Genomic DNA, 12,799 nt, shown 5'->3' on the forward strand with positions numbered 1-12,799 from the left:
TAGAACCTTTCAGGAGAAATTATGTCAAAGAAACATTTCGTTCAACCAACTGGGGCATGGGGTATCATCATGTGGTCGATAGCGTTAAGTTTGTTTTGCTTAGGAATTATTTTACAATTAGAGATAATGAGTTTCAGCATCATTCCATTTTTAGTTTGGATAGTCGATGCGGCTTATGTTTTCTATATTATAACTAATTCTTGGATCAAGATAACTGCTGACCAAGTAATCATCAAAGAACCATATTATAAAACACGTGTCTTTGAACAGACTAATGTTAATATTACGGCAAATAAATGGACTTTGAAGTTTGATTTCAATAATCATGATTTCTTTCCATTTGAGATTACTTCTACTAAGGGAATTTTAAATATTATCAAAGAAGAAGCGGGTGAAAGCAATGTCATTTCCAAGTGATATCGAAATTGCTCAAATAAATGAGCACGATAAAATGAAAAACATTAACGAAATTGCTCAAAAGGTCGGTTTAACACCGGAAGATATTGAACCATACGGCCATTACAAAGCTAAGTTTTCTGGCCGAAGTATTCTTAAAAGTATGGAAAAAGACGATGGTAAATTGATTCTGGTCACATCGATCAATCCTACACCGGCCGGTGAAGGTAAGTCGACGGTTGCTATCGGTTTGGCTGATTCATTACAATCATTGGGCAAAAAGACTGTTTTAGCTTTACGTGAGCCCTCACTAGGACCAGTTATGGGTATGAAGGGTGGAGCCACTGGTGGTGGTTACGCTCAAGTTGTACCAATGGAAGATATTAACCTTCACTTTACAGGTGACATGCACGCATTGACTAGTGCGGTCAACACCTTGGCAGCCTTGATCGATAATCACATTCACCAAGGCAACGATTTAAATATCGATCCAAGAATAATCGTTTGGAAACGTGCGTTAGATATTAACGACCGTTCTTTAAGAAATATCGTGATCGGTTTAGGTGGACCTTTCAGTTCTGTTCCTCGGGAAGATCACTTTGAAATCACTGTTGCGAGTGAATTAATGGCTGTTTTATGTCTTGCTCAAGACATTGATGACTTAAAAGAACGAATCTCCAATATTTTGATTGCCTATACTTACGATAAAAAGCCAATTTTCGTGAGAGATCTTAGAGTTGAAGGTGCCATCACTGTTTTGTTGAAAGACGCCTTAAAGCCTAATCTCGTTCAAACTTTGGAAAATACTCCAGCTATTATTCATGGTGGTCCATTCGCAAACATTGCCCATGGCTGTAACAGTATCTTAGCTACCAAACTAGCGATGAAGTTAGGTGACTATGCCGTTACCGAAGCCGGATTTGGAGCTGACCTTGGTGGCGAGAAGTTTCTTGATATCGTGACACCAAAACTAGACTATGCGCCAAACGCAATTGTGATCGTGGCGACTGTTCGAGCCTTGAAATACAATGGTGGTCAAAAACTCGATGATATTAAGAATGAAGATTTGAATGCTTTGAATCTAGGATTCAAGAACTTGAAACGTCATATTCAAAATATGCGCTACTATCACATTCCCGTTGTGGTAGCGATCAATAAATTTGAAACAGATACTGACAATGAGATCAAGCTCTTAGAATCACTTTGTGACGAAGTCGGAGTTGATGTTCAATTAGCTGAAATTCACCACAACGGTAGCAAAGGTGGTCAAGAATTAGCCAAAGCGGTCATCAAGGCCACAGAAAAAGAAGCTAATTATACAAGACTTTATGAAGACGGCGAGACAACTGAAGCTAAGATCGCGACGATTGCTTCTGAAATCTACGGTGCCAATAATGTCGAATATAGTAGTAAGGCTAAGAAACAATTACAGATTCTAAAAGACCAAGCATGGGACGATTTGCCAGTCTGTATCGCTAAAACTCAGTATTCACTTAGCGACGATCCTAAACAACTTGGTTCTCCACGTGATTTCACCTTACATGTCACAGATATCGTACCTAAGTTAGGAGCCGGTTTTGTCGTTGTTCTGACAGGTAATGTTATGACGATGCCAGGCTTGCCTAAAAAGCCAGCCGCTTTAGGAATGGATGTCGATAATGAAGGAACAATTGGGGGACTATTCTAGTGCAGTTGATTTATTGGCTGCTCTTCGCAGTCTTAGTCGTCAGTGACCAAAGTTTGAAATATTACGTTTACACCAATATCGCTCCAGGTACAATCCACGATTTTATCCCGGGGTTATTGTCGATCACGCATATTACCAATACTGGTGCCGCTTGGAGCATGTTAGAAGGGAAGATGCTTTTCTTCTATTTAGTAACTATCATTGCAGTGGGCGTGTTGATGTATTTATTTGTCAAAGCTGATAAAAAAGAATACCTCTATCGTTTTTCGTTGATCTTTTTGTTAGCCGGCACAGTTGGGAATGCCATTGACCGTTTTACAAGACACTTTGTAGTTGATATGTTCAATTTGGACTTCATCAATTTCCCAATTTTTAATTTAGCCGATACTTTTATAACTGTCGGAGTTATCTTAATCGTGGTGTCGTTAATTATCCAAATAGCAGGTGAGAAAAATAATCAGTAAGTCGTATGAATTAGAATATCAAGAAGCTAAAAAAACACGTTTGGACGCCTTTTTGAGCGAACAGATCCCAGAAATGACCCGCTCACGTCTTCAAAAACTCATTAAAGATGGTGACGTCTTGGTTAACGACCAAGCTGTTATTAAGACTGGTGCTAAGTTAACTTTAGGTGACAAATTATTAGTCAATGTCCCAGAGGAGGAACCAATCAAGGCGATTCCAGAAGACATTCCTATTGATGTAGTGTATGAAGATGACGATGTGATCGTGGTTAATAAACCTCAAGGAATGGTTGTCCATCCTGCGGCTGGTCATCCTGATAAAACCTTAGTCAACGCTATCTTATATCATTGTAAGATCAATGACGATGACGTGATCCGACCAGGAATCGTGCATCGGATCGACAAGGATACCTCGGGCCTGTTGATGATTGCCAAAAACGATCTTGCTAAACAATCTTTGATGAAGCAGCTTAAAGATAAGAGCAATTTGCGCGAGTACTTAGCAATCGTTCATGGTAACTTTGAAGAGAAGACCGGCAAGATCAATGCGCCACTAGGTCGTTCCAAGTTTGATCGTAAGAAACAAGCAGTGGTTGAAGATGGTCGAAATGCGGTGACACATTTCACGGTCTTAGAGCAATTTGAGAACTATTCACTTTTAAAATTGAAATTAGAAACTGGTCGAACACATCAGATTAGAGTTCATATGCAATATATCGGACATCCCGTTGCTGGAGATCCCTTGTATGGACCAAAGAATACTTTGCCTGGACATGGACAATTTTTACACGCTAAGACATTAGGCTTTGTTCATCCAAGAACGAATCAGTGGATGGAATTTTCCGTGGAACCACCAAAGATTTTCTTAGACACGTTAGAACAATTACGACATTGACAGCCGTAAGCTCGTGCTATAATCTAACAATAGAATTGTGTGCGATGAAAAACTAAAAGCACTCACTTTGTGAGTGCTTTTTTGAAAGTAGGGAAAATTATGGCTAAAGAAATTATTGATGGTCAAACAATGACACGTGCATTGACCCGGATCACTTATGAAATTATTGAAAGAAATAAGGGAATCGACGATCTTGTTTTAGTAGGGATCAAAACTCGGGGTGTTTTTGTGGCCCACCGAATTGAATCCAGATTGAAACAATTAGAAAATATCAAAATTCCAGTGGCAGAATTGGATATCACACCTTATCGTGATGATCAAACTCACGAGGAAAAAGATATTTCAGCCGTAAAAACGCAACCATTAGATATCGATATAAATGATAAACATATTATTTTAACCGACGACGTTCTTTATACAGGCAGAACCATCCGTGCAGCTATGGATGCTTTGATGTCGGCTGGACGTCCCAAGAAAATCTCTTTGGCGGTATTAGTTGACCGTGGTCACCGTGAATTACCGATCAGAGCTGACTTTGTCGGCAAGAATATTCCAACTTCTCAAAAGGAAAAGATCAAGGTATCGATGAAAGAGATCGATGGCGAAGATAAAATCGAAATCGAATAAATAATTTGAGGAGTTGCTAGTAATGAAACGTTATTTAATTTTAGAAGATGGTACGGTCTTTCCTGGTGAAGGCTTTGGATCTTCTATCATTACCACGGGACAGTTGGTAATCTCAAATAATCGTACAGGAATTGAGCAATCCGTTACTGATCCAGATACTGAGGGTCAGATTTTGGCTTTCACAATTCCTTCAGTTGGTAACTCAGGGATAAACCGTGATTTTTATGAATCAATCAACTCACAATGTAAAGGTGTCGTCATCGGCTCCTCTAGTTTAGCGACGGTTGATGGTTCAATTCCATTTGAAAATTGGATTACAAGTCTGAAGATCCCCGGCATTAAAAATGTTGACGTACGAGCTTTAGCTAAACATATTGCTGAACATGGTGAGATGAAGGCCAGTATTATGGACACGCACGATGAACATGCAATCGACCAGATCAAAGCTCTAGTTTTGCCACCAGACTTAGTTAAACGGGTCTCGACGAGACAATCTTATCCCAATCCAAACATGGGCTTAAAAATCGTCATCGTCGATCTAGGGTTAAAGTATTCGATCTTGCGCCAGTTGTCGTATCGAGATTGCAATTCAATCATTGTTAATTACAATTCGAGTGTTAAAGAAATCGAAAACCTCCATCCCGATGGAATGATCTTTTCCAATGGACCTGGTGATCCCAAAGATCTACCGAAAGTGATTCAAACGATTCAAACTTTACAAAAGAGTTATCCTATTTTAGGCATCGGTTTGGGCAATTTGTTGATTGCCTTGGCCAATGATTGCCAAATAGCCAAATTAAAAGAACCACACCATGAATCTTCTTTAGCAGTTAAAGAAGTTGCCAGTGGCAAAATTGATTTTGTCAATCATAATCATTCTTATACCTTGGACGAAAAATTTATCGGTGGCTCGGACTTCATTGTTACGAATGTTTGTGTTGCTGATGGTTCGATCGAAGGAATTCGTCATGAATACTTGCCCATTATGGGGGTACTTTTTGAACCTGAAGCAGCTCCTGGACCAACTGATGGCTATTATGTTTTTGATGAATTTATCGACTTAGTTGAATCGGCCAAGAAGCAAGAAGGAGCTAAAAATCAATGGATTTAGATGATATACATACTATCTTAATTATCGGTCCGACGAGCAGCGACAAAAATGTTGATCTTTCGACCGCTCTTTATGATACCGTCGATATTTTGCACCAATTGGGTTACAAGACCTCAATTATCGTCGAAGATCCAACCTCATTATTATCGTCAGGTAGTTTCTTTGATAAGACGGTAGTCGAAAAAGTTACCGGTGAAAATGTACTCAATTTTGTGCAGAAGTACCATCCCGACGCTATCTTACCAACAGTCGGCGATCGGAATGCTTTAGGAATCGTCTCCAGTTTGAACGGTAAACTAGCTAATACCAAAGTCTTAGGGGCCAGTTTCTCTGCTTCTTTAGCAACCTTCAAACGGGAACTTTTCATCAAAAAATTAACCAAAGCTCACTTGCCAGTAATCAAGTTTGTTTCTTCAGATGATGAAAAAGAAATTTACAGTTTTATCCGTTCAATCGGGTTTCCGATAATCGCTCGTCGACGTTATTCGAATCGCCATTCGAGTGGCTGGACTAATATTAATAATCTGTTTGAACTCGATAACTTTATGGCCATGGAAGATATTTCCGACAGTAAGATTGAAATTGAACGAAGCATCAGAGGTTTCAGTGAGTATTCATTCACAATTTTACGTGACCGCTATGATAATTCGGCGTTGATTGGCACAATTGAAGATATCGAACCCATCGGTATTCACCATTTGGACTCTAACTTAGTCTCGCCAGCTATTTCATTGAATGATTCGAAGTTGCAACGTTTAAGAAACTTTTCGATAAAACTGGCTCGAGCCTTCAATATCATTGGGGTCTGCACAGTTCATTTTGCATACAACCATACGACGAATGAATCTTATATTACGGAATTTATTCCTCGTTTGAGTGAAGAAACGAAGTTTTTGGAATATGCGACAAGTTATCCCATCGCGACGGCGGTAGTCGAATTGTGTTTAGGTTATCATTTGGATAAATTACAACTAGACGCCGGAAATCCTTTTAATGGGGCGGCCGAACCATTTGTCGACCATTTAACTTCCCGATTCCCACAATGGAAGTCAGATGAGCAAATTTACTTGGGACCAAGTAAGACCTCAGATTCTAGTATTGTGGTCAACGGTTTTAGTTTGGAAGAAGTGCTCAATAAGGGGGCCTTAAATGATAAATTGAACAACAACTTTGACCGTTATAATCAGTTACGCAAGTTAGACGATGACGATCTGTTTGAAAAGATCATCCATCCGACGAGCTGGATTTTAGATGTCTTGTCAGAAGCCTTGCGGCGGAAATTTGAAATGCCTATGCTTTCAGAGATTACCGGGGTCAATTTGCCATATTTACAAGCTCTGCAAAACATCATCGACAATAGTCTGATCATTCGAGAAGGCGAGATCGATGGCAACAATGTTGAACGAATGGTCAATATGGGTGTTAAAGGGGTTGGTCACAGTAAATTACTGTTAGATAGTTCCGATATCGTGACCCGAACAGTAGTTAAAAATAAACGGGCTGTGTCGGTCGCAAACAATGAATATATCAATCACAATTATTTTGTTACCAGTGGTATCAGCAATGAACTGCAACTCAGCGACAGAAAGAAAATCATTGTCCGCACGCCGATCATTACTTCAAAAACCGATATCATGATTCGGCAATTTGTCTTGTTCCAATTAGCCAAGTCAATCGATCAAAATGGACTTGAACCCATTATCATTGGCCGTGAACCATGGAATGCTCCGTTGTCAATGCGACGCAAAGTTGTCGAAATTGATGACCCGCACATGGAAATGAAGAGTTTGGATCTGATCAAGCGTGAAAATGTCTTGAATATCATCGACCTTTCGAAAAATATCGTAAATACTGAAGATGGTCATGTCTTTCAATTCAGCGCCCAAGAGATCAAAAATATGGACCTCACTGGTGACTCAATTCTCAGAGTAATGGTCGTCAGTGATGGGAAAAATTATTTAGCCCCATCAGTAATTTATCGTGCTCAACGAGACAAACATATCTATGAAGTGAGTTCGATCAATAACTTCATGACAGCAGAAGATCGAGCTGAGGTAGCTAATTTAATCAATCAGGAGTTGGCAGAAGATAACCAAGTGGATATTTTCAATTTTGAGATGATCTTAAATCACGATCACTGGTTAGTAACTAAGAAGTATCGGGGGATGACCAACGATATTATTCGCCACGAACTAGCTAGTTCCGTTCATGTTTTAGATACCTTAGTGAAGTTATTGCTTGGTAACAAGATCGATGATGACCTGTCGCTTGAAAAAATCTTTGATAATTTTGATGAACAGTATTTGTTAACAATTGACGATAAACGTTATCAGTTGCTAGATAAACAAGAAGCTCAAGCGAAACTAAAAGAATTACGTCCTAAGAAAAAATAAAAGCCACTGGCTGATCGATTATTCAAATCATGAAGATTGAATAATCAGTCGCCGTGGCTTATTTTTATTTAACGCGTAACTTTTCTACTAACTTGCGGTCAGGATCGACTAAGATCGTCTTTTGACCTTCAAAGATTACAAAGCCAGGCTTAGCACCATTAGGCTTTCTAATATGTTTGATCTGGACATAATCGACTGGTACTTTGCTAGAATCTCTAGCCTTAGAATAGTAGGCTGCAATCGTAGCAGCTTCAGTGATTGACTGTTGGTCAGGATCACTATCCTTTAAAATAACGTGTGACCCGGGGATGCCTTTTACGTGTAGCCAGTAGTGATTCTTTTGTGAAAGTTTCATTGTTAACTGGTCGTTTTCAAGGTTATTTTTACCAACTGTGACTTCGATACCGGCTGAAGTTTGGAAGTTTTCACCGATTTTTTTCTTGCGCTTTTTAGGAGCATTCTTACGCTTCTTCTTAATGTATCCGGAGTCGATCAATTCTTCAACGATACCATCAACATCGTCAATATCCACATATTCCAAGGAAGCCAAGACTGATTCAAGGTAATTGACTTCATTAGTCGTGATTTCCAGTTGTTCTTTGATATGAGGAATCGAATTTTGAAGCTTACGATATTTCTTGTAGTAGCTTTGAGCGTTCAAAGAAGGTGAGTATTCTGGGTTGAGCTTGATAGTTACTTCTTCGTTATTGTAATAATTAGTCAAAGTGATTTTGCTAGAACCATGTTGAATTTTCGACATATATGTGGTCAAAAGTTCGCCGTAGAGGTTATATTTGTTCATCACATCAGTTGAATCCAGTTGTTGATTCAACTTCTTGATTTTAGACTTATCTTTTTTCAAAATAATGCTAAGACGATGAGTAATGCTCTTAGTTTGTTGTTCAATGCGGTCAAGGCGAGCTTTGTCCAAGTAATAATTATCGAGCAACTCACTGAGTGAATCGTATTCGTTAACCTGGGTGGTGGTATTTTCAAACGCAATTGGGAAGAAACCTAGTTTGTGTTTGTCATTATTGGCTGTATTAGGGTGAATCTGGGTTTGATAGGCTTTGATAAAGTCGTTCAAGTTTTGACCATTGGCCACTTTTTGCACTAATTCTTTGGAAGTGTCGATTCCGATTCCTTCATACTTTTGTCTGATATCGGCTGCGGTCAATCCAGTTAAATCCGTCTCAGTAGTCGAAAAGGGATTGATTTTATTTTGGGTTGGTGGCAATTTATAATCGTCTCCAGGCAACAGACCACGAAAACTATTATTTTCCGGCGAAACTCGTTTGATCAGATCAACAATCTTATCAGTGGCTTTTTCCACTAAAAAGATATTGCTGTGTCGGGCCATGATTTCCGTGATCAAAGTATAGTCATGGATATCGCCTAATTCATTTTTAGCTGAAAGGTCGATTGAAACTACCCGATCATTATTTAATTGGCGAAAATCTTGGACGATCGCACTGGTAATGTATTTTCGCAATGACATTACAAACGTTGACGGTTTAGCTGGATTAGCAAAAGGTTGGTCAGTGATCTGAACGCGAGCATATGAAGGGTGGGCTGATAATAAGAGCTGCCGATTTTTTCGGTTGCTCCGGATCGTTAAGATCAATTCGTTGGCAAAAGGTTGCTGAATCTTACTGATCCGACCGCCTTTCAAGTTTTGATTCAATTCGTCTACCATCGCATGGGTAAACATTCCATCAAAAGACATATTTTACTTCCTTTCTTAATTTACATTACAATTTCTGAAACTTTTAATCCCTAACAAATATAAAATAGCGTGAATATGATATAATCTAATGGTTATACAATCATTATACGTAACCAAACAAGGAATTGATAAATTTATGAAAATAGCCATTGTAACAGATAGTACATCTTATTTGCCACAAGAGATAGTCGATAAATATAATATAACAGTTGTGCCGATCGAGGTAGTATTTAATACTAAAACATACCGTGAAGACATTGATATTACAACATCCGAATTCTACGATATGCTTCAAAAGTCACCCGAATTACCTTCGACGGCTCAACCTTCCATTGGCGAAATGATGAAGGTATATGATAAATTGGCTAAAGAAGGTTATGATACCGTAATTTCAATCCATTTGGCAAGCACGATTTCTGGCTTCGTTAATAATTTGAAGAGTGCAGCTCAAACAATTGAAAATATCAACGTCGTGGTTTACGATTCCCAAATCACCGTTCGTTTGATGGGATACTTAGCTCAAGAAGCAGCCCGCATGGCTCAAGAAGATAAACCACTTGCAGAGATCATCGATCGCTTAGATGCCTTACGTTCATCTATTGGAGAATCTTTTGTCGTTGATGATTTGAAAAATCTCGTCAAGGGCGGCCGTTTATCTAATACCTCTGCCGTAATTGGAACGGTTTTAAATATCAAGCCCTTGTTAGAGTTTGATGATCAGTCCCACAAAATCGTCGCTTACGACAAAGTTCGTTCAATGAAGAAGGCTAAGCTCAAAGCCGAAGAAAAGCTCAGCCAAGCCATGAACGATAGTCCGTATCCTTTAAGATTATTAGTTCTTGACGCTGATGATCCAGAAGCTGGTGACCGTTGGGCAGATGAAGTGCATGAACATTATCCAGACGCAACTTTAGACCGTTCATATTTTGGACCTGTCATTGGAGCTCATTTAGGAAAAGGCGCTTTAGCCGTAGCCTGGATTCGTGATTTTGATAAATCTTAAAGAAATTATTGTGACTCAACAAAAAGAAATTTTTGTTGGGTATTTTTTTAAACCGTTTATTATTCCAAACTATGTCAATTAAAGTTATACTTTAAGAGTAAAAAAGTTTTTTTATTTGCTGAGATATTATAAACTTGTCATTATAGTTTATTAATGTATTTAGTGAGTTAAAATAAACCTAGTAATGATTTCTACAGTGAAAAGGGGAGTAGTATCATGTTTTCAAAAACCAAAAGAGCCGCAATTTTAGTGGCTGCGAGTGCACTGCTTGCTACAAGTTTAGGAGGTAACGTTGTTTTAGCTGATGTCGATTCTAGTATTGATGGCACGACAACCAGCGTAACCACACCTAATAAGACTAACACTAATGCCGATTCAAATCTCGCATCAACCACCAAGAGTACAGCTAATTCAACTGATACTAGTTCATCTAATAGTAGCAGTACTAATAATTCCACTAATGCCAGTACCCAATCTGGATATCAAAACATTGATACCGCTTCTGTTAAAGCAGCCATGCTGGCTGAGTTAAATCGTTTGCGAGCTCAAAATGGTTTGTCACCATTGACATCAGTAAATATTTTGAACAATTACGCTCAAAAGAGAACTGATTCCTTTATCAATGGCGGTGGAGTAGATAACCATGCTGGCTGGAACTCAGCTGAGATGTATCCTTATAATCTGACGGCGGAAGAAAATATCGCTCAAATGCCTTATTCGATGATCGGCTCAACTGATCCCACAGTCATTGCTCAAAAGATGACTCATGAATTTTATGCGGAAATGTATGATAGTCAACCAAATTATGGTCACCGTAAGAACATGCTCAATCCATACATTAATTACGTTGGAGTTGGGGTAAGTATTTCTAGTAATGGAATGATTTATTTCTCTCAAGAAATGGGAAATGATCAAGCTGCATACAGTAAATACGATCCAAGTGATGTTTACGCATATTACCTAACAAATAACAATGATTATGCTAACGTTTCGCAATATGATTTGGCTGACTCACACAAGAATGATCCCGATTACGCTAATAACGCCAACCGTGTAACTGTCGATCTTCGTGGTGGAGTTTCAACTAAAGATGCCGTTACTGTTTTATATGACCGCAATGGCAACAAGCGGACTGATCTAGCCTTAGGACCAAACAGTAACTGGATCTCTGATTTGATTGCTGTCATTGATGGTAACTATTACTATCACGTATGTACTAATGGCTTTGTTTCAGCTAACGATGCGTTGCCTTGGGCTTCATTTTTAGCAGGTGCCAGTGTCACAACTACTACTAAAGCAACTGTTTACGACAACAATGGTAACGTTACTGGTGCCGTTCTCGATGCTAATAGTAAGTGGGTTGTTGACCGCCGGGCAGTAAATCCTAAGACCGGTATCAAGATGTATCGTGTTGCTACTAACTCCTGGATTCAAGAGAATCAATTGAAGCAAAACTAGTAAAGAAGTAAGTATTATTTTTTAAAATATCAAGAAAAGACCTCTCTGATTCAAATAGTTTCAGAGGGGTCTTTTTTGTGTTGTTTGAAATGAATCTTACTTAATGCTATTTTTTGTTTCTCGTCTGATTGATCGTATCACGGATCTCTTGTAGCAAGGAATTAGTTTGGAATTCATCCTTTACGGCAATAATGGCATACAAAGTATCAACCAGTGAAATTTGAGCAATGATAGCGTGCAAGGCTTCATTTTGATATTTAGTCTCATCAGAAACGGACAGTAAACAAACGTCTACCAGTTCAGTTAAAGCTGAATTGCCATAACTAGTAATACCAATAATTTTAACGTTATTTTTTTTGAGTTCAGAAACAATCTGTAAAGTGTCTTTGTTTTCGCCACTGTGTGAGATGACCACTGCGCAATCCTTTGAGGTCATTTTAGCGGCCAACATCAATTGCATATGATAGTCAGCTGAATAATAGGGCTGTTTATCGGACCGCAAGAATTTGTGAAAGCCATCTTCAGCCACGATCGAAGATGCACCCAAACCAAAGAAGCCGACGGCTAAGCTATCTGTGATGATGTTGATTGCCGAATTCAATTGTTTATTGGTCAAAACTTGTACCGTTGCTTCCAAGGTAGAAATATTGGCTTGAAAGATTTTTTTAGTGATCGCCATATAAGAATCTTCTTTGGTAATATCCAAAAATAACGTACCTGAAGCTTCCTTATTAGAAGTTAACAAGCTTATTTTAAAGTCTTGAAAACTATTGAATCCTAATATCTTGGCGAATCTCGAGATGGTTGAGATGGATACTTTGGCGTCTTTAGCTAAATCATTTATAGTCAGATCAGGCGCAAACTTATCAGTAGACAATATGTAATCAGCAATTTCTTTATAAGTTCCCTTTAAGTTGTGATAATAAGTGTGAATCACATAATTCATGTTTTTTACCATAGTCTTTACCTCACCTATAAAATACCATATTTTTTAGTTAAAGAAAATAATTTTCAACAAATAAATTGATTCTTGAAAATT

The 12,799-nt window shown here is 38.5% G+C and carries 11 protein-coding genes; 9 read left to right on the forward strand and 2 right to left on the reverse strand.

Annotation, left to right across the window (positions count from 1 at the left end; genetic code table 11):
* Nucleotides 1-21 precede the first annotated feature (21 nt).
* The 7 genes from ACYT32_RS07815 to ACYT32_RS07845 all read left to right on the forward strand — a co-directional run bounded on the left by ACYT32_RS07815 (nt 22) and on the right by ACYT32_RS07845 (nt 7,573).
* Nucleotides 22-417, forward strand: coding sequence for an EbsA family protein (locus ACYT32_RS07815; protein WP_395265517.1), 396 nt, complete (start codon nt 22-24; stop codon nt 415-417).
* On the forward strand, nt 401-2,083 hold the full coding sequence (locus tag ACYT32_RS07820; protein ID WP_395265516.1) for a formate--tetrahydrofolate ligase: 1,683 nt from the start codon (nt 401-403) through the stop codon (nt 2,081-2,083). Before ACYT32_RS07815 ends, ACYT32_RS07820 begins: the two co-directional genes overlap by 17 nt.
* Nucleotides 2,083-2,547: a signal peptidase II gene (gene lspA, locus ACYT32_RS07825; RefSeq protein ID WP_395265515.1), complete on the forward strand. Its 465-nt coding sequence runs from the start codon at nt 2,083-2,085 to the stop codon at nt 2,545-2,547. Before ACYT32_RS07820 ends, lspA begins: the two co-directional genes overlap by 1 nt.
* Nucleotides 2,540-3,442 carry an RluA family pseudouridine synthase gene (locus ACYT32_RS07830; protein ID WP_395265617.1) on the forward strand — a complete coding sequence of 301 codons (903 nt, stop codon included), beginning with the start codon at nt 2,540-2,542 and terminating at the stop codon, nt 3,440-3,442. Before lspA ends, ACYT32_RS07830 begins: the two co-directional genes overlap by 8 nt.
* Before the next feature lie 99 nt (nt 3,443-3,541).
* Entirely contained in the window at nt 3,542-4,069 is a 528-nt protein-coding gene (gene pyrR, locus ACYT32_RS07835) for a bifunctional pyr operon transcriptional regulator/uracil phosphoribosyltransferase PyrR (RefSeq protein ID WP_395265514.1), read from the forward strand.
* A 22-nt stretch (nt 4,070-4,091) separates the two neighbouring features.
* Nucleotides 4,092-5,180 (forward strand): carbamoyl phosphate synthase small subunit, encoded by a 1,089-nt coding sequence (locus ACYT32_RS07840; protein ID WP_395265513.1) that lies wholly within the window; start codon nt 4,092-4,094, stop codon nt 5,178-5,180.
* Nucleotides 5,171-7,573: an ATP-binding protein gene (locus ACYT32_RS07845; protein ID WP_395265512.1), complete on the forward strand. Its 2,403-nt coding sequence runs from the start codon at nt 5,171-5,173 to the stop codon at nt 7,571-7,573. The genes ACYT32_RS07840 and ACYT32_RS07845 overlap by 10 nt, the downstream gene beginning before the upstream one ends.
* Before the next feature lie 64 nt (nt 7,574-7,637).
* On the opposite strand, the gene ACYT32_RS07850 is transcribed toward ACYT32_RS07845, so the two are convergent.
* Entirely contained in the window at nt 7,638-9,299 is a 1,662-nt protein-coding gene (locus ACYT32_RS07850) for an Rqc2 family fibronectin-binding protein (protein WP_395265511.1), read from the reverse strand.
* A gap of 136 nt (nt 9,300-9,435) precedes the next feature.
* Here ACYT32_RS07850 and ACYT32_RS07855 point away from each other — a divergent pair, with 136 nt between their 5' ends.
* Nucleotides 9,436-10,302 (forward strand): DegV family protein, encoded by an 867-nt coding sequence (locus ACYT32_RS07855; RefSeq protein ID WP_395265510.1) that lies wholly within the window; start codon nt 9,436-9,438, stop codon nt 10,300-10,302.
* A gap of 216 nt (nt 10,303-10,518) precedes the next feature.
* Nucleotides 10,519-11,760 carry a CAP domain-containing protein gene (locus ACYT32_RS07860; protein ID WP_395265509.1) on the forward strand — a complete coding sequence of 414 codons (1,242 nt, stop codon included), beginning with the start codon at nt 10,519-10,521 and terminating at the stop codon, nt 11,758-11,760.
* Nucleotides 11,761-11,866: 106 nt separating this feature from the next.
* On the opposite strand, the gene ACYT32_RS07865 is transcribed toward ACYT32_RS07860, so the two are convergent.
* On the reverse strand, nt 11,867-12,718 hold the full coding sequence (locus ACYT32_RS07865) for a MurR/RpiR family transcriptional regulator (protein WP_395265508.1): 852 nt from the start codon (nt 12,716-12,718) through the stop codon (nt 11,867-11,869).
* Nucleotides 12,719-12,799 lie beyond the last annotated feature (81 nt).

Source organism: Companilactobacillus sp. FL22-3 (assembly GCF_054881455.1).

Coding starts and splice junctions, on each gene's coding strand:
- ACYT32_RS07815 (WP_395265517.1), top strand. CDS start 22: ATGTCAAAGAAACATTTCGTTCAACCAACTGGGGCATGGGGTATCATC.
- ACYT32_RS07820 (WP_395265516.1), top strand. CDS start 401: ATGTCATTTCCAAGTGATATCGAAATTGCTCAAATAAATGAGCACGAT.
- pyrR (WP_395265514.1), top strand. CDS start 3,542: ATGGCTAAAGAAATTATTGATGGTCAAACAATGACACGTGCATTGACC.
- ACYT32_RS07840 (WP_395265513.1), top strand. CDS start 4,092: ATGAAACGTTATTTAATTTTAGAAGATGGTACGGTCTTTCCTGGTGAA.
- ACYT32_RS07845 (WP_395265512.1), top strand. CDS start 5,171: ATGGATTTAGATGATATACATACTATCTTAATTATCGGTCCGACGAGC.
- ACYT32_RS07850 (WP_395265511.1), bottom strand. CDS start 9,299: ATGTCTTTTGATGGAATGTTTACCCATGCGATGGTAGACGAATTGAAT.
- ACYT32_RS07855 (WP_395265510.1), top strand. CDS start 9,436: ATGAAAATAGCCATTGTAACAGATAGTACATCTTATTTGCCACAAGAG.
- ACYT32_RS07860 (WP_395265509.1), top strand. CDS start 10,519: ATGTTTTCAAAAACCAAAAGAGCCGCAATTTTAGTGGCTGCGAGTGCA.
- ACYT32_RS07865 (WP_395265508.1), bottom strand. CDS start 12,718: ATGGTAAAAAACATGAATTATGTGATTCACACTTATTATCACAACTTA.